The organism is Sulfuriferula sp., from assembly GCF_054605375.1.
In genome coordinates this window covers 26217-47783 of sequence record NZ_JBTSEG010000004.1, presented here as the reverse complement: position 1 = coordinate 47783, position 21567 = coordinate 26217, and the positions used below count along the sequence as shown (strand labels likewise).

Sequence of the window (21567 nt, the reverse complement as noted above, 5' to 3'; positions counted from 1 at the left end):
ATGAAATCCAGAAAGAACAAGAACAACGGCATTGAAATTCTCATTGCCGAGGACAGCCGCACCCAGGCCGAACAGCTCAGTTTCCTGCTTGAGCAGCACGGTTACCGGGTGACCATTACGGCTGATGGCAAGCAGGCTTTGCTGGCGGCACAGGCACAAAAACCTGCTCTGATTATCAGCGACATCGTGATGCCCGAGATGAATGGCTATGAATTGTGCAAGGCGATCAAGTCCGACGAGGCGTTGAAGGACATTCCGGTCATCCTGGTCACCACGCTGTCCGATGTGCTGGACATCATGAAGGGGCTGGAGTGCGGCGCCGACAACTTCATCCGCAAGCCGTACGATGAGAAATATCTGCTCGCCCGCGTCGATTACCTGCTGATGAATCAGGAAATGCGCAAGAGCCAGAAGATGCTGATGGGGATGGAAATCCATCTCGGCGGACAACGGCATTTCATCACCGCCGAGCGGCAGCAGATCGTGGATCTGCTGATTTCGGTCTACGAGGAGGCGATCCACCTCAACGAGGAACTCAAGGTGAAGCAGAACGAGCTGGCAGACTCGAACCGCGCGTTGACCGGCCTCTACCATGTCGCCGAGGGGCTGAATCATGCGGTGAGCGAGCGCGAGGTGTGCGAGAGGGCGCTCGAACACGTGGTGGAAATACCGGGAGTGCGGGCTGGCTGGATTTCCCTGCGAGAAGGCGAGACCGGATTCCGGCTCGCCGCCGCGCGCAATCTGCCGCCGGCATTGCAGGCCCCAGGCGCGATGGAGGGCTTGTGCGAATGCCGGCGCCGCCTGCTCGCGGGCGAGCTGGATCACGTCACCAGCATCCTGGAATGCGAGCGGCTCGGCAAGGCCGCGGGCGACACCCAGGGCTTGCGCTATCACGCCAGCGTGCCGTTGTGGAACGGCGACTATATCCTGGGCGTCATGAACCTGGTCGGCGCGGATCAGGGCCTGTTCAGGGAAGACGAACTGGAAACGCTCTACGGGGTCGGGCACCAGGTGGGCATCGCGCTGGAGCGCGCCAGACTGCATGAACATCTCGAGAGGCTGGTGGAAGAGAGAACCGCTGCGCTGACCGCAGAAGTAGCAGAGCGCAAACGTATTCAGGAAGAACAGGCAAGGCTGGTGGCGATTATCGAGGCTACACCCGACATGGTGGGTACGGCGAGCCCGGACGGCCGCCTGCTCTATATCAATCAGGCGGGCCTGAGAATGCTGGGGTACGAGAAAGGTGACGACGTTTCTACGCAACAGATCAAGGACCGCCATCCCGGCTGGGCTGGCAAGCTGGTGCTGGAAGAAGGCATTCCGCATGCTCTCCGTCACGGTACCTGGAGCGGGGAAACGGCATTTCTGCGGCGCGACGGGAGTGAAGTGCCCGTTCTGCAAGTGGTTATCGCGCACAAAAAGCCGGATGGATCACTGGAATACTTGTCCACAGTCGGGCATGACATCACTCAGCGCAAGGAGCAGGAATCAAAGATCAATCGCCTCAACCGCATCTACAGCGTGCTCAGCGGCATCAACACGACGATCGTGCGCGTTAGGGAACCGCAGGAACTCTTCGACGCAGCCTGCCGCATCGCGGTGGAGCACGGTAAATTCGCTTTCGCGTGGATCGGCACGTTTGACGCGGACACGCAGCAGGTCACGCCGGTCGCCAGGGCGGGTCGCGACGATGGCTATCTGGCGCGGATCAATTTGAGCGTTGTAGAAGATGCGCCGGGAAATTGCCCGCTGACGGCGGAGGCGATCACGCAGGCGAAGCCGGTCATCTGCAACGACATCGCCACGGACGAGTGCATCATGTGTTGGCGTGACGAAGCGTTGCAGCGCGGCTATCGTTCCGTGGTGGTTTTCCCCTTGATACTGAGAGATCAGGCGGTTGGCGTATTCGTGCTGTATGCCCCGGAAGCGAACGTTTTCGACGCGGAGGAGATGCGGCTGCTGGTCGAGATGGCCGGGGATATTTCATTCGCGCTGGATCACCTCGAGAAAGAACAGCGGCTCAATTATCTGGCCTATTACGATGCCGTCACCGGTTTGCCGAACCGAGCCCTGTTCCTGGATCGAGTCACCCAGAAAATCAATGCGGCGCACCGCGATGGCGAGATGTTTTCCGTCATCATGCTCGACCTCAACCGGTTCAGCGGCATCAATGAAACACTGGGCCGGCAGGCAGGCGACGATGTGTTGCGCCAGGTCACGCAGCGGCTGCAGGGAATACTCGGCGAAACGGACATCCTGGCCCATTTTTCAGCCGATTACTTCGGCATCGCCACCCGCTACGACGCTGCAAGCGCAAACATCATTCACGCCCTGGAGAGCATATTGTCCGTGATCCAGAATCAGCCGTTTGTGATCGGCGGACACGAGTTGCGTATTTCGGCCAGAGCCGGGGTGTCGTCCTATTCCGCTGACGGCGAGGACATCGAGACCCTTTTCCATAATGCCGAGTCAGCGCTGAAAAAAGCCAAGCTCTCCGGTGACAAGTACCTGTTCTATGCGCCTGAGTTCAATGCCCGCGTTGCCGAGAAGCTGTCGCTGGAAAACAAGTTGCGCCGGGCGCTGGAGCAGGAACAGCTGGTGTTGCATTACCAGCCCAAGATCGATCTCGACAGCGGGCAGATTTGCGGGCTGGAAGCGTTGCTGCGCTGGAACAATCCCGACACCGGCCTGGTGCCGCCGCTGCAGTTCATTCCCTTGCTTGAAGAAACCGGGATGATTCTGGAAGCCGGTCAGTGGGCGCTGGAAAAAGCAGTAGCGGATTCCCTGGTGTGGCTGGCGAAAGGACTGCTTTCTCCGAGGGTCGCCGTGAATGTCTCACCGATCCAGTTACAACAGAAAAATTTCGTCAGCATGATAGAAGGCGTGGTGAAGGGTAACGAGGGTGTCGCCAGCAGGCTGGAACTCGAGATCACCGAAAGCCTGATCATGCAGGACATCGAGACCAACATCGAGAAGCTTCAAGCGATCCGGGAAATGGGCATAGAGGTGGCTATCGACGATTTTGGTACTGGTTATTCGTCACTCAGCTATATTGCCAAGCTGCCGGTCAGCACCTTGAAGATCGACCGGGCGTTCATCATGAACATGACCAGCAACTCCGACGACCTGAGCATTGTGTCCACGATCATCTCACTTGCCCATTCTCTGAAGATGCGGGTGGTCGCGGAAGGTGTCGAAACCGGGGAGCAGGCAAGGCTGCTGCGCTTGCTCAAATGCGACGAGATACAGGGATTCCTGTTCAGTCCGGCGGTGTCTGCGGAACAGATTGAGCAATTCCTGCGCGAGCGGAAATCCCTGTTGGGATAATAAAACAGAAAGTGTCCAACCGACCTCCGTCTGTATCGGTGCTTGATAGCGTATTGGTTAGCGCCGGGCTTGGTGTTACGGATGGTGATATCTGTAAGCATTTGACGGTACTCATTTTGACGATAGGCCTGTTACCGTCAAAAAAATCGGATGTCAAAGGATTGGTTAGCGTAGTAATCGGCCCCATGCCGCAAATCGCGCCGAAGAAACACGTGGCGGCCACGTTGTGGCAAAGTGGAATGCGGCGCTGCGGAAGACCGATATAGCAATGGTGCATATTGCCCGCGGGTTAGCGTGGTCATGGGAGACGTCATCGACATTGGTGAATCGGCTTGGCGGTTCAGAGCCGCCGGGCCGATATCCCGTTTGAGAGAGTGAGCAAGACGACGTACCCGATGCGGCGCCCCATTCCAACCTGAATGATGGAGCAAGCCATGTCCCAACGCAATGCAAAAATCAGCCTCAAACCGGGCAAATCCCGAGCCGTCCTGACGATCACCCACCCCAACGCCGCCGGCATCGACATCGGCAGCGCCAGCCACTTTGTCGCCGTGCCGCCGGACCGGGATGACGAACCGGTGCGCGAGTTTCCCAGCTTCACGGTCGACCTCCATGCCCTGGCCGACTGGCTCATGGCCTGCGGCGTCGACACGGTCGCGATGGAATCCACCGGCGTGTACTGGATTCCCCTGTTCGAGCTGCTGGAATCGCGCGGCTTCACCGTACTGCTGGTTAATGCGCGGCATGTGAAGAACGTCTCGGGCCGCAAGTCCGATGTGCTGGACTGCCAGTGGCTGCAACAGCTCATGACCTACGGCTTGCTCAATGGCGCGTTTCGCCCGGCCGACGCGGTGTGCGCATTGCGCTCGCTGTGGCGCCAGCGCGGGATGCTCCTGCGCAGCCAGGGGCGGCATGTGCAACACATGCAAAAGGCGCTCACCCAGATGAACCTCCAGCTCACCAACGTCATCTCTGACGTGGTGGGCGAGACCGGCCAGAAGATCTTGCGTGCCATCGTCAATGGCGAGCGCGACGGTCAGGTACTGGCCGCGATGAAGAACGTGCGCATCCGCGCCAGCCGGGACGAGATCGCCAAGAGCCTGCAAGGCAACTGGCGCGCCGAGCATCTGTTTGCGCTGAAGCAGGCGTTGGCCATGTTCGACTTCATTGGCACGCAATTGGCCGAGTGCGACCGGGAGATCGAGCAACAGTTGCAAAGCCTGCAAGCTCATGACGGCGAACCGGCGAAGGGAAAAAAGCGTGGCCGTGCCCGTAACGCGCCGAAGTTTGATCTGCGCACGCAGCTGTTCAGGATGTGCGGCGTGGATCTCACGCGCATCGACGGCATCGACGTGACCACCGCGCTCGCGGTGATCTCCGAGACTGGCGCGGACATGTCACGCTTCGCCACGGTCGGGCACTTCACCAGTTGGCTGGGTCTGTGCCCGGGCACCAAGATCACCGGTGGCAAAGTGATGAGGCAAGACTAAGCGCGTGGCCAACCGCGCGGCACAAGCCTTGAGGCTGGCCGCAGCGGCGCTGCGCAGCAGTCAGTCGGCGCTGGGTGCGTACTTCCGTCGAATGTGTTCACGCATGGACAAACCCAAGGCGGTGACCGCTGCCGCGCACAAGTTGGCGCGGCTGATCTACACCATGCTCACCAAGGGCGAGGAATACACCGACCAAGGTCAGGACTACTACGAGGAACGCTACCGCCAACGGGTGCTGCGGCAACTGGCCCAGCGCGCCGAAAAAATGGGCATGAAACTCGTCGCCACCGAACAGCCAGCCTGAAAACATCATTTATAACCAGTTACTTGGGATGTGTTTCTTGAGAGGACTGTTCTGGACAAGAAAGCCTGCGCTATCCATTGCTAGATGCGGGGTTTGCGGACTTTCCTGGACTGCTGCGGAAGGGTGAATGGTGGGTCTGCACGGACTTGAACCGTGGACCAAGGGATTATGAGTCCCCTGCTCTAACCAACTGAGCTACAGACCCGAAAACGAGGCGAACTATACCATCGGTAGCTTTGCCGCGCTACGCCATCGAGCGTCGCGCGGCATGGGCAATTAAGAATTGCCGTTGCTATCGATGAAGCTCTTAAGGCGATCAGAGCGTGATGGGTGACGTAATTTGCGCAGCGCTTTAGCCTCGATTTGGCGGATACGCTCACGGGTTACGTCAAACTGTTTGCCGACTTCTTCCAGGGTGTGGTCGGTATTCATCTCAATGCCGAAACGCATGCGCAGTACTTTGGCTTCGCGCTGCGTGAGGCCGTCCAGAATATCCTTGGTCACATCCTGAAGGCTGTCGTAAACGGCAGCATCAATTGGGGCTAGTGTAGTGGTATCTTCAATGAAGTCGCCCAGATGAGAATCCTCATCGTCGCCGATAGGCGTTTCCATGGAAATAGGCTCTTTGGAGATCTTGAGTATCTTGCGGATCTTCTCCTCGGTCATTTCCATTTTTTCGGCCAGCAATTCGGGGTCCGGTTCCTTGCCGGTTTCCTGAAGGATCTGGCGCGAAATGCGATTCATCTTGTTGATGGTCTCGATCATGTGCACCGGAATCCGAATGGTGCGTGCCTGATCCGCGATGGAACGGGTGATAGCCTGACGTATCCACCATGTGGCATAGGTCGAGAATTTGTAACCGCGCCGGTATTCGAATTTGTCTACGGCCTTCATCAGGCCGATATTGCCTTCCTGAATCAGATCGAGGAATTGCAGGCCGCGATTGGTGTATTTTTTTGCAATGGAAATCACCAGGCGCAGGTTGGCCTCGATCATCTCCCGTTTGGCGCGGCGTGCACGCGCTTCGCCGGTCGTCATCTGGCGATTGATTTCCTTGAGGTCCTTGATCGGAATGCCGACTTTTTCCTGCAGGGCAATCAGGCGCTGCTGACGTTCGACGATGGTATGTTGATGGCGGGTCAACTCCTCAGCGTAAGCTTTTTTCGAGTTGATTTCCTTGGTTACCCAGTCCAGGTTGCTTTCGTTGCCGGGAAATACCTTGATGAAATGGGCGCGCGGCATGCCCGATTTGTGCACGGCGAATTCCATGATGTCACGCTCATGGCTGCGGATTTCTTCCACCAGCTGGCGTACACCATCGCATAATGCCTCAACCTGCTTGGCTGAAAAGCGGATATTCATTAATTCCGCAGAAAGCTCTTCCTGCAGGAGCAGATATTGCGGGTTGCCGAAACCGTTTTTCTTCAATGAAGCATGGATGCGCTTGAATATCTTGCGAATGACTTCAAAATGCGTCATCGCGTCGATCTTCAGCTGGGCGAGATTGGCCGCCGCCAATGCACTGCCGTCATCTTCTTCGGCGTCATCGTCTACTTCATCATCATTTTCTTCGGTTTCGTTATCGTCGGTCTCGGGCTCGTCAGCAATTTCTTCGATTTCTTCAGCGACGACGCCATCGACAAAGTCGTCAATACGGATTTCCTCACGCTCGACCTTGTCCACCAGTGCCAGAATTTCCTGTATGGTGGTGGGGCAGGCAGAAATCGCCTGAATCATGTGTTTCAGGCCGTCTTCAATGCGCTTGGCAATTTCGATTTCGCCTTCACGCGTCAGCAGTTCCACGGAACCCATTTCGCGCATATACATGCGTACCGGGTCAGTGGTGCGGCCAAATTCGGAGTCCACAGTGGACAGTGCTGCCTCGGCCTCTGCGACGACGTCCTCGTCGGTGACAGCCGGGGTAGCGTCAGACATTAGCAAGGTCTCGGCGTCGGGGGCTTCATCGTAGACCTGGATGCCCATGTCATTGATCATGCTGATGATGCCTTCGATCTGTTCGGCATCCAGCATGTCATCTGGAAGATGGTCGTTGATCTCGGCGTAGGTCAGGTAACCCCGCTCTTTACCGAGCACAATCAGATTCTTCAGGCGTGTGCGCCGGTCATCAGCATCTACCGTTTTCACCTCGCCTTTTTCGTGATCGTTTGCCATATATCTATGTCCAGTTAAATTTGGTGCATCAGAAAAACTGATAATTATACATTTGTTCGAGCCCCATCGCTCATTTTTTCACCTGCCCGGCTCCGTGAACCAGTTGTCGCGACGCCTCCTTTTCAGCATCGCTTAGCGAGTTGAAAGACTTGTCAGGAACCTGCGTACCGAGCAGTTTGTCGATTTGCATGCGTGCCTGATTACAGGCGCCCTCGAATTCGGCGCTTATGTCGAGATCATCTGTCCAGCTCATTATTTCCGCGCTGGCAGGTTGCAAGGTTGATATCAAGGGGCTATCCCGAAAATGATCCACTACGCTTGCAGTGCCTAAATTGGGATGGTTGCGCAGCAATTCAACTATGGCACGTAACGCATCGGCATCCGGGTCAGTTGGGGCAATCAAATTGGCATCAAGTTCCCGTGCCAGGCTAGGCATAAATAAAATCATACACAATAGCTTATGCCAAATGGAGGCAGGCGCCTGGCGGACGGCTCGGGCAGGAACGCGCCTTGCATTGGATTGCCGGGATTTGATTTCCCACAGGTTGTCGAGCTCGGACAATTGCAGATTTGCCAATTCGGCGCAACGTTTGCGCAACATGAGTGACAGTGCGGAGGCGCGTATCTGGCTTAACAGAGGACGCGCAGTCTGCAAAAAGGCGCTACGTCCTTCGCTGCTACCCAGGTCATGCAGCGCGGCCAGTTCCTTGAACAGGTAGGCGGAGAGCGGCACAACTTCGCCGGTCAGCAAGGCTTCAAAGGCCTCTTTGCCAAATGCCCGAATATAGCTGTCGGGATCATGTTCAGGCGCGAGAAATAGAAATCCGATACGGCTGTCATCCTTGAGTATGGCCAAGCTGTTTTCCATCGCGCGCCAGGCAGCACGGCGACCCGCGGCGTCACCATCAAAACAAAAGACGATTTCATCGGTATGGCGTAGCAGCTTCTGCACGTGGATTGGTGTAGTGGCGGTACCCAGCGTGGCGACAGCATAATCGACCCCGTGTTGCGCCAGTGCCACAACGTCCATATAGCCTTCCACCACAATTGCGCGACCGGCATCACGAATTGCGCGACGCGCCTGGAACAGGCCATAGAGTTCATTGCCTTTCTGGAACAGGGGCGTTTCCGGCGAATTCAGGTATTTTGGTTCACCAGCATCAATGATACGGCCGCCAAAACCGATGACATCCCCGCGTTGTCCCACAATCGGGAACATGATTCGATCCCGAAACCGGTCATAACGCTGACCCGCGTCATTAGTAATGACCAGCCCGGCTTCGGCCAGCGCGGGGTCGGTATAGCTGTCAAATATTGCTTCAAGATTCTGCCAGCCGGTTGGGGCATAGCCGAGCCCAAAACGTGCGGCAATTTCGCCCGTCAGGCCGCGTTTCTTGAGATAGTCAATTGCGAGCGGTGTTTGTTTGAGGCGCTGGCGATAAAATTGTGCAGCGCGTTGCATGATTTCCACCAGGCTGGCCGCCTGCTTGACGCGTTCCGGATTGACCGCGGTTGTCTCGGGCACGCTCAAGCCCAATTGGCCAGCCAGTTCCTTGATGGCGTCCACATAACCCAGGCCTGCGTATTCCATCAAAAAGCCGATGGCAGTACCGTGCGCGCCACAGCCAAAGCAATGGTAAAACTGTTTGGTGGGAGAGACAGTGAAAGACGGGGATTTTTCGTTATGGAACGGACAGCATGCTTGATAATTTGCGCCGGCTTTTTTCAGCGGCACGCGACGATCAATCACCTCCACGATATCCACGCGGCTCAGCAACGTTTGGATAAAATCCTGCGGGATCATTTTTACTCCCGGGGGTGGGCGTTACAGCGTCGCTACGCGGCGGCCAATCAGCCCGCCAGTTTAGCTTTGATGTGGGTAGAGACCTGCGCCATATCTGCGCGTCCGGCCAATTGTGTCTTCAGAATTGCCATCACCTTGCCCATATCCTTGATACCGGTTGCGCCGGTACTCGTAATGGCCTGGATGATCAGGCTGTCGATTTCCCCTGCTGAGGCAGCCTGGGGCATATAAGCCTGCAATATGTCTATTTCGGATTTTTCAATGTCGGCCAGTTCTTGGCGACCGGCAGCTTCGAATTGAGTAATCGAGTCCCGGCGCTGTTTGAGCATCTTGTCAATGACGGCAATGATTTGCGTGTCATCCAGCTCGATACGCTCATCCACTTCGCGTTGCTTGATCGCGGCTAGCAACAACCGAATTGCTCCCAAACGAGCCGTATCCTTGGCGCGCATGGCAGTTTTCATGTCTTCGGTGATTTGTGCTTTGAGACTCATAATCATAACGGGCTGGCAACATGCCCGATGTGATGATTAATACATCTTGGGAGGCAGGGTCTGGCTACGGATACGCTTGAAGTGACGCTTGACCGCTGCGGCCAGCTTGCGCTTGCGTTCAGCAGTCGGTTTTTCGTAGAATTCGCGTGCGCGTAGTTCGGTCAACAGACCGGTTTTCTCAACTGTGCGCTTGAAACGACGCATGGCAACTTCAAAAGGCTCGTTTTCCTTGACGCGAATGTTTGGCATGAAATCTGGTCTCCAGGGACGGAAAAAACCTCAATTATAACTGAAAAAGCGTTTTTTTCAAGGTTTGCATTGTCCTGCAGGAGCGGTGCGTCTAAACTGCTGCCCATGCTTATTCTTGGAATCGAATCTTCCTGCGACGAAACCGGTATTGCTCTCTACGATACCGGGCACGGTTTGTTGGCGCATGCGCTGCATTCCCAGATCGCCATGCACGCCGAATACGGCGGGGTCGTACCCGAACTCGCTTCCCGTGACCATATCCGGCGCGTATTGCCACTGACCCGTCAGGTACTGGCACAGGCAGGCCGTACGTTGACTGACGTAGACGCGATTGCCTACACCGAAGGCCCCGGACTGGCTGGCGCACTGCTGGTCGGCGCCGGGATCGCACATGCATTGGGCGTGGCGTTGGAAGTGCCGGTGCTGGGTGTGCATCATCTGGAAGGGCATTTGCTTTCAGCACTTATTTCTGAAGACGATCCACCGCCATTTCCATTTGTGGCCTTGCTGGTATCCGGTGGTCATACGCAGCTGATGCAGGTCGACAATGTGGGGTGCTACACCACATTGGGCGATACCCTGGATGATGCGGCAGGGGAGGCATTCGACAAGACCGCACAATTGCTCGGCCTCGGCTATCCCGGTGGCGCGGCACTCTCGGCGTTAGCGCTGACAGGTGACCCGCTGCGCTTCAAGCTACCGCGGCCGATGTTGCATTCCGGCGATCTCAATTTCAGTTTCAGTGGCTTGAAGACGGCCGTGCTCATCCTTACGCAAAAGCATCCGGATCCCGCCGACCATGCCGACATTGCTGCCGCATTTCAGCTCGCCATGGCTGAGGTGCTCACGGCAAAATCACTGGCGGCACTCAAACAAACCCGGTCCAGACGGCTCGTGGTAGCCGGCGGTGTCGGGGCTAACCGGCAGTTGCGCGAGGCACTGAATGCGGGGGTGGCCAAACTGGGTGGCAAGGTATTTTTCCCGCGTCTGGAATTTTGTACCGATAATGGGGCGATGATCGCGTTTGCGGGAGCGATGCGGTTAGTACACGGTGGACACCCCGCAGGTGTATTTACGGTTAAACCCCGTTGGGATTTGCAGGAAATGCCATCACTCTCATAACTTGAAATGAGGCGCCATGCCATGCACCCAGTCGAGCAGTGCCTTGCCGCCCGGCAGTTGCGCCAGTATGTCAGGAAACAAAACCAGGCCGAAAAGCAGTGCCAGCACACAGATTAATAACAGTGTGGAGAACACGCTCTGCGGCCGTAATACACCCCAGTAACGCATGGCAAGAAACATGACATCCTTGCGGTGTTCCGACATGCGTTGCCAGCGTAACATCAGGCGCACGACCAGATATACCGCATAGCCGCCCGTGAGGGATGCGAACACAATACGAAACACGCCAAACAAATCGATGCCGCCTGCTACAAAATGCTGGTACAGCCAGGATATAAATCCCACCAGAATAGATGCGCTGACCGCAATGAGTATATTGAAAAATAAGCGCCGTCGCTCACGTGACAAATCCTGCTGGCGCTGGATGAAAAAGCTATCCACTTCCAGTTTGAAATATTCCACTTTGTCTTGTACCAGCGTGGATATCTCCTGTTTGGCGACCGCCATGCGCTCATCCAGTACGCTACCCAGACGAGCTGCCGCATAATCCACCAGTTCGCGTACATCGTCCTTGGTGAATTGCCGCTGGTTATGCAACTCGGCAGAAATCTTGTCGAGTTTGGCGTCTATTTCCTGACTGGCGCTCACGACAACGTCGCGTAATTCCGCGCCGACGCTGGCGGCACCTTCCTTGACCACGCTGCCCAGTTTGTCGCCCGCCAGCTCGATACTCTCTTTTGAGACCTGGGTGAGGCTCTCGCGTGCGTAATTGATTTCTTTTTCAAACCAGGCCATGGTTGTCTCGGTTTATTCGGAAGAGGTGTCCGCAGGTTTGGCGAAGCGCCCTTCCTCACCCGCCAGCAGGCGGCGGATATTGGTGCGGTGGCGCCAAAAAATCAGTGCGCTGATGATGCACAACGCGGCCACAGGCAGGGTACCACCGATTAGGTACGACCCGAGTATGGGTGCCAGCGTGGCCGCACTGAGTGCGGCGAGTGACGAGATGCGGGTGAGGGCAAACACGATAAGCCAGCTCGCCAGCGCCACCAAACCCAGCCACGGCGATAGCGCGAGTAGTACACCCAGCGCGGTGGCCACACCCTTGCCCCCCTTGAAGCTGAAAAATATCGGATATAAATGTCCCAGGAACACGGCTACCGCAGCGCCGTAGGTCGCGGCAATTTCTACGCCGTGTTGGGCGCCAAAATAACGCGCCAGATACACTGCCAACCAGCCTTTGACCATGTCTCCGATGAGGGTTAATGCTGCAGCTGATTTGCGCCCGGTGCGCAGCATGTTGGTTGCGCCTGGATTGCCGGAGCCATGTTTGCGCGGATCCGGCAGGCCGAATAAACGGCTGACGATTACCGCGAAGGATAGCGAGCCGATCAGGTAGGCTAGTACGATGAGAAATGAAATGAACATCAGGGATTCCGCTTAAATATGCAATTTTCGCGCTTTGACATCTACGCAAGGACATTCTGTTCTCGGAATTTGCAGAGTGGAAGTCATTATCGGTATTTACGAGCATGAACGCAAAGTGCCCTGCCGGTATTGTTCAAGGCCACTAAATTAGCCGCGTGGATGATGTTTGGCATGCAACTGTTTCAGACGCTCGCGTGCGACGTGAGTATAAATTTGCGTGGTTGAAATATCCGCATGACCGAGCAGCATTTGTACCACGCGCAAGTCTGCGCCGTGGTTAAGCAGATGCGTGGCGAAGGCGTGACGCAAAACGTGGGGTGAGGGCAGGCGCGCCAGCCCGGCCTGTAGCGCACGGCGCTTGATCAGATACCAGAATGCCTGGCGCGTCATGGCCGCACCGCGCTGGGTGACAAACAGCGCATCGCTGATTGTCGTTCCCAATATCAACTGGCGTGCGTCCGACAGATAACGTGAAAGCCAGAGCAGCGCTTCTTCACCCAGCGGCACCATGCGCTCCTTGCCTCCTTTGCCCATGACGCTCAGTACACCCATGTCCAGGCTCGCATTGACTACCCTCAGTGTCACCAGTTCGGAGACGCGCAGGCCGCTGGCGTAAAGGGTTTCCAGCATGGCTTTGTCGCGCAGTCCAAGCGGCTCTGTGGTATCAGGTGTGTTTAAAAGCCTGTCCACATCGGCTTCCGACAAGCTCTTGGGCAGCGAACGCGGCAGCTTGGGAGTGTCAATCTTCAGGGTCGGGTCCAGAGCGATGCGACCATCGCGCAGTGCCAGCCGATAAAAACGTTTCAGGGCGGAGAGCAGCCGTGCCGTACTGCGCGGGCTGGTTTTACGCGAAAAACGGTATTGCAGGTAGGCTTCGATATCTGCCTGATTGACGTCCAGCAACAGCGTGCTGCGTATTGTTTCCAGCCAGACTGAGAACTGGGTCAGGTCGCGCCGATAGCTCTGCAGCGTGTTGGGAGAAAGCCCATCCTCCAGCCACAGCAAGTCGCAAAAACCATCAAGCGCCTGCTGTGATACGGGATTCATGATTGAGGAGCCAGTCCTTGTATGTGAGCGGCGCGCCATTTGTGGCGTGCATGAAACCGCCGGGTCCGTTCGCCGCGACCACGCGGTGACAGGGGATAATAATAGGGAGCCGATTGGCGCCGCAGGCCTGACCCACGGCGCGCGGACTTGAACCCAGCAAGCGTGCGAGCTGCCCGTAAGTAGTGGTTAGCCCAGGCGGGATCGCAGTCAGCGCACGCCATACCCTGGTTTGATGCGCCGTGCCGAGGATTGCCAGCGGCACGTCAAAGCTGCTTTCCGGGTCATCAAAATAACGATTCAAAGCTGAGGCGACACGACGTGCCAGCGGCGTGACAGGCGTTTGCACAGGGTAATTCGCGGGTAGAAAATCGATGCCGTGAAGTTCGTCATTGGTCAGCAGTATACCGACACACCCGAAAGGGGTGGGCAGTACGGCCTGATAGCGGGATTGGATTGTGTAGTCCTTCATGGCCGGATTTTAGCGCCAAATCGCTTACACAAACAAAAAATGGCAAGTCATTACGACTTGCCATTTTTTTACAGCAGCGCAACGCCAATTAAGCTGTGGCTTGCGCTTTGCGCTTGCTGGTCGGCAGCTTTTCCTTGATGCGCGCGGATTTTCCTGAGCGCTCACGCAGGTAGTAAAGCTTGGCGCGGCGCACATCGCCGCGGCGCTTGACTTCAATCGCGGCAACCAGCGGCGAGTAGGTCTGGAAGGTACGCTCCACACCTTCACCAGCGGAAATTTTGCGCACGATGAAGGAAGAATTGAGGCCGCGGTTACGTTTGGCGATGACAATGCCTTCGTAAGCCTGCAAACGCTCACGCGTTCCTTCCTTCACTTTGACTTGCACGACGACAGTATCGCCGGGTGCGAAATCAGGGATGGTTTTGCCCAGACGGGCGATTTCTTCTTGTTCCAGTTGCTGGATCAGGTTCATTGCGTTTCTCCTAGTCAAAAAAGTTTGAGCCTTGGGCTCATCCGGGTGGAGCAGGCCGCCGCCTGACACACGGGTTTCTTATTGCGTACTGTTGCCAGCCGCTTGCGCTTCCTGCCTGAATTCTTCAAGCAAGGAAATTTCGGTGGGGCTCATGCCCCGTTGTTCGAGTAAATCCGGGCGTAACCGCCAGGTTGCGCCGAGCGCCTGTTTCAGGCGCCAGCGCGCGATATGAGCATGATTGCCGCCCATCAATACTGTTGGTACCGGTGTGTCCCGATATACTTCGGGGCGGGTATAGTGCGGGCAATCCAGCAAGCCGTTGACAAACGAATCCTGAATCGCAGATTCCGCATCCCCCAGCACGCCGGGAAGTTGCCGTACCACGCTATCGATCACTACCATTGCCGCCAGCTCACCGCCCGACAGCACATAATCGCCGATGGAAACCGATTCATGCACCCGGCTATCCAGTAATCGCTGGTCTATGCCCTCATAACGTCCGGCCAGTAAAATCAGGCCGGGACGTGCGGCCAATTCCATTACCAATGCATGATTCAGCGTGCGTCCCTGCGGTGACAAATACATCACTTGGGGCATTGTCACACCGGCTTCACGCTGGCGCGCTTCGGCGGCATCGAGTGCCGCCTCAAGCGGTTCTGCCAGCATAACCATGCCTGGGCCGCCACCATAAGGGCGGTCATCCACAGTGCGGTAGTTGTCTTCGGTGAAATCACGCGGATTCCACAAATGCAAACTGGCCTGGCCGCGCTCGAAAGCGCGGCTGCTGATGCCGTACTCGCTAAGCGCTGCAAACATCGGCGGGAATAGCGTCACCACGTCAATCTGCAGTGCCATCAGTAGTCGGCTTCCCAATCCACTTCCAGCGTCTCGGCTGCGAGGTCGATCTTTTTCACAATCTGGCCGACGAACGGTATCAATCGTTCGCGGTCACCGCTGACCACCAGCACGTCGTGCGCGCCAGACTCCAGCAATTCCTTGACCTTGCCGAACGCGACGCCCTGGGTGTTGATGACATCCAGGCCAATCAAATCCGACCAGTAGTATTCATTTTCCGGTGCAGGGGGCAGCGTTTCGCGGGGAACGGCGATTTCGCTGCCTTTTAGCGCTAATGCAGCATCGCGGTCAACGATGCCTTCCAGTTCGGCAACCAGCGTGTTGGTGTGCAGGCGCGCATTTAAAATACGAACCGCGCGCCAGCTGCCGGCACGCCCAATCTGCCATTCGGGATAATCTGCGAGTGTGTCTGCCGACTCGCTGAAGGTCTGGATCTTGACCCAGCCCTTGATGCCGTAGGGCGCAGCGATGCGCCCCATTACCACCAGATTATCCAGCGACTTTGGCGCTTTCACGTTTGACCAGCTTGGCAACAGCGTCGGACACTTGGGCGCCCTGAGATTGCCAGTGTGTCACACGATCCAGGCTCAGGCGCAGGCCTTCGGTACCTTCTTTGGCTACCGGATTATAGAAACCGACGCGCTCGATAAAGCGGCCATCGCGACGATTGCGCGAATCCGCTACCACCACGTTATAAAAGGGGCGGTTTTTGGCGCCGCCGCGGGCAAGACGAATAATAACCATCGTGAGTGCCTAACCAATTGAAATTAAAAAGAGCGTGATTATACGAGCAAAAATGCCGCGCTGACAAGTTATGTCTGCAAAGCTCACATTCCCGGTATCATGCCTTTCATTCCGCGCATCATTTTGGAAAGGCCGCCTTTGGACATCATTTTCATCATTTTCTGCGCTTGTTCGAACTGCTTGAGCAGGCGATTGATTTCCTGTACCTGAACGCCGGCGCCCGCAGCGATGCGGCGTTTGCGTGAAGCCTTGAGTAGCTCGGGTTTGCGACGCTCGGCAGGGGTCATGGAATTGATAATGCCTTCAACGCGGTTCATGGCTTTTTCATCGGCGCCCGCTGGCAGTGCTGCCGCAGCTGCCCCCGGCAGCTTGTCCATCATGGCCGAGAGGCCACCCATTTTGCGCATCTGAGTGATTTGTGCCTTAAAATCCTCAAGATCGAAATTTTTGCCGGATTTGACTTTGTCGGCGAGTTTTTTGGCTTCGGCATGATCCACGCCGCGTTGGGCATCCTCGATCAGCGAGAGTACGTCGCCCATGCCCAGCACGCGCGAAGCCATGCGCTCGGGATGGAAGGCTTCCAAACCGGTAAGTTTTTCACCCATACCGACAAATTTAATCGGTTTGCCGGTAATGTGGCGTACCGACAGCGCTGCGCCACCGCGTGAATCGCCATCCAGCTTGGTGAGGATGATGCCGGTAAGCGGCAATGTATCGTTGAAGGCGCGCGCAGTATTGACGGCATCCTGACCTTGCATGGCATCCACCACGAACAGGGTTTCGATGGGCTTTACGGCACCATGCAGCGCGCGGATTTCGTCCATCATGGCCTGGTCGATGCCGAGCCGTCCCGCAGTGTCGACAATAAGTACGTCGTGAAAATGTTTTTTGGCATAGTCATGCGCGGCTAATGCGATATCGACTGGTTTTTGGGTTTCGCTGGATGGAAAGAAATCGATATCAAGCTGCCCGGCCAGGGTTTTCAGTTGCTCGATGGCCGCCGGGCGATACACGTCGCAACTCACCAGCAGAACCTTTTTCTTCGTCTGCTCCTTGAGCAACTTGGCCAATTTGCCACTGCTGGTGGTTTTGCCTGAGCCTTGTAGTCCGGCCATCAGGATGACGGCAGGAGGGGTGGTAGCGAGGTTCAGCGCGGCATTGTGTTCGCCCATGAGACGGGTCAGTTCGTCGTGAACCACGCCGATCAAAGCCTGGCCGGGTGTCAGGCTTTGCAGCACCTCCACCCCAACTGCTTTTTCTCTGACACGAGCGATAAAATCCTTGACAACAGGTAGCGCGACGTCAGCTTCCAGCAGCGCCATGCGCACTTCGCGCAGCGCATCCTGGATATTGGTTTCAGTAAGCCGCGCCTGGCCGCGCAGGTTTTTAATGACGGAAGATAGGCGGGAAGTCAGATTATCAAGCATGGGGTGTGTTCCGGTGGCGGTCAAAAAGCGGCGCTGTTAGTGTAGACTGATGCTGTTTTTTTCTATTCTAACCCAGATGAACCTTGACTTGTTCTATCCACTGGTCAGCTTGTTGTATGCCCTGGTTGGCTGGCATTTTTGGCGTACTCGCTGGCGCACCACGCAAACCGGCGCAGTATGGGAAAAAATGTTGCCATTGCCTGCGCTTGTATTGCATCTCCTGTTGTTGGTTGACACGGTGTCGAATCCTGCTGGCCTCACTCTGGGAGTGGGCAACGCGCTGTCAGCCATTATCTGGCTGGCGGTACTGATTTACTGGTTGGGTAGTTTCCGTTACCGCGTCGAGGTTTTGCTGGCCCCCTTGGCGGCACTGGCTGCCATAGCGGTTCTCACGCCACTTGTATTGCCTGCAACCCATGTATTGGGCAATACGGAATTACTGGCATTTCGGGTACACCTGATCATTGCCCTGTTGGCGTACAGCCTGTTCACGATTGCAGCGCTTCATGCTGCATTGATGGCCATGGTGGAAAAACGTCTGCATAACGTCAACCAGCCGGGGGTAGTCGCCAATCTGCCGCCCTTGCTCACGCTGGAGAGTCTTCTGTTTCGCATTATCGGCGTGGGTTTTGTATTGCTGACATTGACGCTGGCAAGCGGGATGCTGTTTTCTGAAGAGCTTTTTCATGAGCCGATGCAGTTCAACCACAAAACCATATTTGCCATTTTGTCATGGGTGGTATTTGCGGCGCTATTGAGTGGCCGTCGATTGTGGGGCTGGCGTGGACGCATCGCTATCAGATGGACACTGGCAGGATTTGTGATGCTGATGCTGGCTTATATCGGTAGCAAATTTGTGCTGGAAATCCTGTTGCACCGTTGATTTTCGCTCACTTGACAGGCGCTCCCCAAGCTCTAAACTTGATCCAATTCTTTATTCTGATTCATATCCCGCTTGAACGACATACCAATTAGCGCGCTCCTGGCAGCCCTGGTAGTTCTGCTACTTATCTCAGCATTTTTCTCATCTTCCGAGACCAGCATGATGGCGATCAATCGCTATCGGCTGCGCCATCTGGCTAAGCATGGACACCGCGGAGCGAGGCGCACAGCCCGTTTGCTGGCCAATACTGACAAGCTGCTGGGTGTGATTTTGCTGGGCAATAATTTAATCAATGCGGCAGTTGCCACATTGGCTACCGTGATTGCCATCCGTGTGTTCGGCCAGGGTGAACTGGCTTTGGGGTTGGCAACTTTGGGGGTAACCTTTGTTATTCTGGTGTTTAGTGAAGTCACCCCCAAGGTGATCGGCGCCACTTACCCGGAAAAAATAGCGTTTGCTGCGAGCTTCGTACTGGCACCCTTGTTGAAACTGGCCTATCCAGTCGTGTGGTTCATCAATCTTTTTGTGCAGGGGCTGTTGCGCTTACTGAGATTACGCCCACACGAAGATGGACAGAGCAGTGAATTGGGCATTGAAGAGTTGCGGACGCTGGTATTGGAATCCGGGAAGCTATTGCCTTCGGCGCATCAGGGAATATTGCTGAATCTGCTGGACCTGGAAAAAATCACCGTGGATGATGTCATGACCCCGCGTAGCCAGATGGAAGCCGTCGACATGGAGGCGGAAGCAGATATTTTGTTGCGTCAACTATCCACCAGCCACCATACCCGATTGCCGCTGTACTGCGGACATCTGGACGATATTGTAGGCATGTTGCATGTTCGTGATGTCGCGTATCACTTGCGCACTAGCGAGTTCGATGTGGAGGCATTGCTGCAGAGTCGCCAGGAGGCCTATTTTATTCCTTCAGGCACCCCGTTGTTTACCCAGCTGCGCCATTTCCAGGAAAACCAGCGCCGTATTGGATTGGTTGTGGATGAGTACGGCGAGTTGATGGGGCTGGTAACGCTTGAAGATATTCTCGAAGAACTGGTCGGCGAGTTTACTACCCAGGCGCCCGCCCAATTGTCTGGTTTCATCACTCAGCCTGACGGCAGTTGGCTGGTAGAAGGGGCCAGCCTGGTTCGTAGTATCAATCGCAAGCTGGGATTGCACCTGCCGTTGGAAGGCCCAAAAACCCTGAATGGCTTGGTGCTGGAGCATCTGGAGGACATCCCTGAGCCAGGAACGACACTGAAGATCAGCAACTACGCTGTTGAAATTGTCCAAGTGCAGGAACGCGCGGTCAAAGTGGCTCGCATCTTTCCAATAGCAGGCGAAACGGATGCTGTAGCTAGCTAGTTGATATTCTTTACAAATCAGCGTTGGCAGCGCACTATTTGGCAAATCGCATTAACTTATTATGGTCTTTATTGAGATAACCAAAGTATGGCAGCTAGCATAGCAAATTCTGGTTTGACTGGTTTGGCGCGAGCGCTGATCCAGGAGAAATGGCTTACCGAGTCTGAAGCGGAAGCGTTGGCCAAGCAAGCGGCGAGCACGGGCGAAGGGTTTATTACCCAAGCAATTAGTGTCAAAAAAATCAAACCGGTGCAGATTGCCGAATTTGCGGCCGCCCAATTCGGCTTCCCGTATTTTGACCTGCTGGCGTTAGATCCGGAAGTCCTGCCCAAAAGTTTGCTGGATCCAAAGCTGGCTCAAAAACGCCGGGTACTTGCGCTTTATCAGCGCGGCAACCGGTTGTCTGTCGCCGTGTCTGACCCCACCAATCTGCAAGCTATTGACGAAGTCAAGTTTCAGACTAATCTCGGTGTAGATATTGTGGTGGTGGAGGATGACAAACTCGGCAAGTTGATAGAACAGAACAGCGAGGGAAGCGCCAGTGTACTGGATAACCTCGATAGCGAAGATATCGATCTGGAGTTTACCGACGATGATGCGCTGACCAAGGTGGATGAAGCAGCCAGTATGGATATCGACGATGCGCCTATCGTCCGTTATCTGCAAAAAATTCTGCTGGATGCGATCAATACCGGTGTATCCGATATTCACTTTGAGCCATTCGAGAAGTTTTATCGTATCCGTTACCGCCTCGATGGACAGCTTTATGAAGTTGCCCAGCCGCCAATTGCGATCAAGGAAAAAATCTCCTCGCGCATCAAGGTGATCTCCAAACTCGATATTGCCGAAAAGCGCGTCCCGCAAGACGGGCGCATGAAACTGGTGCTGTCCAAGAACCGCGCCATTGATTTTCGGGTGAGTTCGTTACCCACGCTATATGGCGAAAAAATCGTGATGCGTATTCTTGATCCGGCCAGCGCGCAACTCGGTATCGATGCGCTGGGCTACGATTCTGATCAGAAAGAGATATTGCTCAATGCTGTGCAGCGACCCTATGGCATGGTGCTGGTTACCGGCCCCACCGGTAGCGGTAAAACCGTGTCGTTGTATACCTGCCTGAATATCCTCAACAAGCCCGGCGTCAACATCTCGACGGCTGAAGACCCGGCTGAAATCAATTTGCCCGGCATCAATCAGGTTAACGTCAACGACAAGGCTGGGCTGACCTTCTCGGCCGCGCTGCGAGCTTTCCTGCGCCAGGATCCGGATGTCATTATGGTTGGTGAGATTCGTGATCTGGAGACAGCGGATATTTCCATCAAGGCTGCGCAAACCGGACATATGGTGTTGTCGACTTTGCATACCAATGATGCGCCTACCACGCTTACCAGGCTGATGAATATGGGCGTGGCGCCATTTAATATTGCTTCCAGCGTGATTCTGATTACCGCGCAGCGGCTGGCAAGGCGATTGTGCAGCTGCAAGCAGCCCGCGACGATTCCCAAGGAAGCATTGATGCGTGCCGGTTTCAAGGAAGAAGACCTGGATGGGAGTTGGCAGCCCTATCGTGCGGTCGGATGTGACCTGTGCAAAAATACCGGTTATAAAGGCCGGGTAGGCATCTATCAGGTTATGCCGATTACTGATGAGATGACCCGTATTATCATGAAAAACGGTAATGCCATCGATATTGCAGATCAGGCGCGGCGTGAGGGGGTGCGTGATTTACGTCAGGCCGGGCTGCTCAAGGTCAAGGCTGGCATGACTTCATTAGAAGAAGTTGAAGCGGTCACCAATGAGTAGATAAATAAAGTTAGGTCGGAACCTGCCGTTAAAGGCTAAACCCGAGAATTACGCAATATTACTGGCACGTTCCGCCCGATGTAAAAATCTTGTGCAGCCTGGTATGGAGTTTGGGTTA

At 55.6% G+C, this 21567-nt stretch carries 18 protein-coding genes, 1 tRNA gene and 1 pseudogene; 6 read left to right on the top strand and 14 right to left on the bottom strand.

Translation table 11 applies throughout. The annotated features are described in order from the left end of the window. Both ACYCZJ_RS04020 and ACYCZJ_RS04015 read left to right on the top strand, forming a co-directional pair. Positions 1-3327 (top strand): EAL domain-containing protein, encoded by a 3327-nt coding sequence (locus ACYCZJ_RS04020; protein ID WP_461552929.1) that lies wholly within the window; start codon positions 1-3, stop codon positions 3325-3327. Positions 3328-3761: 434 nt separating this feature from the next. Further along, positions 3762-5121 (top strand): annotated as a pseudogene (locus tag ACYCZJ_RS04015) (IS110 family RNA-guided transposase). A 128-nt stretch (positions 5122-5249) separates the two neighbouring features. On the opposite strand, the gene ACYCZJ_RS04010 reads toward ACYCZJ_RS04015, so the two are convergent. From ACYCZJ_RS04010 to rpsU, 5 genes are all read right to left on the bottom strand, one after another. Further along, positions 5250-5326: transfer RNA gene (locus ACYCZJ_RS04010), tRNA-Ile, on the bottom strand. A 71-nt stretch (positions 5327-5397) separates the two neighbouring features. Further along, positions 5398-7293, bottom strand: a complete 1896-nt coding sequence (rpoD, locus tag ACYCZJ_RS04005) for an RNA polymerase sigma factor RpoD (RefSeq protein ID WP_461552928.1) — start codon at positions 7291-7293, stop codon at positions 5398-5400. Positions 7294-7363: 70 nt separating this feature from the next. Continuing rightward, the gene (gene dnaG / locus ACYCZJ_RS04000) at positions 7364-9097 is read right to left on the bottom strand and encodes a DNA primase (protein ID WP_461552927.1); all 1734 of its coding nucleotides are present in this window, start codon (positions 9095-9097) and stop codon (positions 7364-7366) included. A gap of 47 nt (positions 9098-9144) precedes the next feature. Next, a complete protein-coding gene (locus ACYCZJ_RS03995) occupies positions 9145-9591 on the bottom strand; it encodes a GatB/YqeY domain-containing protein (protein ID WP_461552926.1) in 447 nt (148 codons plus the stop codon). 36 nt (positions 9592-9627) lie between these two features. Further along, on the bottom strand, positions 9628-9840 hold the full coding sequence (gene rpsU, locus ACYCZJ_RS03990; RefSeq protein WP_124706067.1) for a 30S ribosomal protein S21: 213 nt from the start codon (positions 9838-9840) through the stop codon (positions 9628-9630). Positions 9841-9945: 105 nt separating this feature from the next. Between rpsU and tsaD the strand changes: the two genes are divergently transcribed. Further along, complete coding sequence (gene tsaD, locus ACYCZJ_RS03985) at positions 9946-10962, top strand: tRNA (adenosine(37)-N6)-threonylcarbamoyltransferase complex transferase subunit TsaD (protein WP_461552925.1); 1017 nt, start codon at positions 9946-9948, stop codon at positions 10960-10962. Here the strand turns inward: tsaD and ACYCZJ_RS03980 are convergent. From ACYCZJ_RS03980 to ffh, 9 genes are all read right to left on the bottom strand, one after another. After that, complete coding sequence (locus ACYCZJ_RS03980) at positions 10957-11757, bottom strand: hypothetical protein (protein WP_461552924.1); 801 nt, start codon at positions 11755-11757, stop codon at positions 10957-10959. The two genes, tsaD and ACYCZJ_RS03980, sit on opposite strands and share 6 nt — an antisense overlap. 12 nt (positions 11758-11769) lie before the next feature. Then, positions 11770-12387: a glycerol-3-phosphate 1-O-acyltransferase PlsY gene (gene plsY, locus ACYCZJ_RS03975; protein ID WP_461552923.1), complete on the bottom strand. Its 618-nt coding sequence runs from the start codon at positions 12385-12387 to the stop codon at positions 11770-11772. Between the two features lie 147 nt (positions 12388-12534). After that, positions 12535-13434: a site-specific tyrosine recombinase XerD gene (gene xerD, locus ACYCZJ_RS03970; RefSeq protein WP_461552922.1), complete on the bottom strand. Its 900-nt coding sequence runs from the start codon at positions 13432-13434 to the stop codon at positions 12535-12537. Then, positions 13406-13903 (bottom strand): methylated-DNA--[protein]-cysteine S-methyltransferase, encoded by a 498-nt coding sequence (locus ACYCZJ_RS03965; RefSeq protein WP_461552921.1) that lies wholly within the window; start codon positions 13901-13903, stop codon positions 13406-13408. The genes xerD and ACYCZJ_RS03965 overlap by 29 nt, the downstream gene beginning before the upstream one ends. 88 nt (positions 13904-13991) lie before the next feature. Continuing rightward, complete coding sequence (gene rplS / locus ACYCZJ_RS03960; RefSeq protein WP_461552920.1) at positions 13992-14375, bottom strand: 50S ribosomal protein L19; 384 nt, start codon at positions 14373-14375, stop codon at positions 13992-13994. Positions 14376-14453: 78 nt separating this feature from the next. Then, positions 14454-15230 carry a tRNA (guanosine(37)-N1)-methyltransferase TrmD gene (trmD, locus tag ACYCZJ_RS03955; protein ID WP_461552919.1) on the bottom strand — a complete coding sequence of 259 codons (777 nt, stop codon included), beginning with the start codon at positions 15228-15230 and terminating at the stop codon, positions 14454-14456. Further along, positions 15230-15745, bottom strand: a complete 516-nt coding sequence (gene rimM / locus ACYCZJ_RS03950; protein WP_461552918.1) for a ribosome maturation factor RimM — start codon at positions 15743-15745, stop codon at positions 15230-15232. Before rimM ends, trmD begins: the two co-directional genes overlap by 1 nt. After that, positions 15720-15974, bottom strand: coding sequence for a 30S ribosomal protein S16 (gene rpsP / locus ACYCZJ_RS03945; protein ID WP_147070771.1), 255 nt, complete (start codon positions 15972-15974; stop codon positions 15720-15722). The genes rimM and rpsP overlap by 26 nt, the downstream gene beginning before the upstream one ends. A gap of 83 nt (positions 15975-16057) precedes the next feature. Further along, on the bottom strand, positions 16058-17401 hold the full coding sequence (gene ffh / locus ACYCZJ_RS03940; protein WP_461552917.1) for a signal recognition particle protein: 1344 nt from the start codon (positions 17399-17401) through the stop codon (positions 16058-16060). A 49-nt stretch (positions 17402-17450) separates the two neighbouring features. On the opposite strand from ffh, the gene ACYCZJ_RS03935 reads away from it, so the two are divergent. The 3 genes from ACYCZJ_RS03935 to pilB all read left to right on the top strand — a co-directional run bounded on the left by ACYCZJ_RS03935 (position 17451) and on the right by pilB (position 21449). Continuing rightward, the gene (locus tag ACYCZJ_RS03935; RefSeq protein ID WP_461552916.1) at positions 17451-18284 is read left to right on the top strand and encodes a cytochrome C assembly family protein; all 834 of its coding nucleotides are present in this window, start codon (positions 17451-17453) and stop codon (positions 18282-18284) included. Between the two features lie 72 nt (positions 18285-18356). Continuing rightward, positions 18357-19646: an HlyC/CorC family transporter gene (locus ACYCZJ_RS03930; protein ID WP_461552915.1), complete on the top strand. Its 1290-nt coding sequence runs from the start codon at positions 18357-18359 to the stop codon at positions 19644-19646. A gap of 87 nt (positions 19647-19733) precedes the next feature. Further along, on the top strand, positions 19734-21449 hold the full coding sequence (gene pilB / locus ACYCZJ_RS03925) for a type IV-A pilus assembly ATPase PilB (RefSeq protein ID WP_461552914.1): 1716 nt from the start codon (positions 19734-19736) through the stop codon (positions 21447-21449). Positions 21450-21567 lie beyond the last annotated feature (118 nt).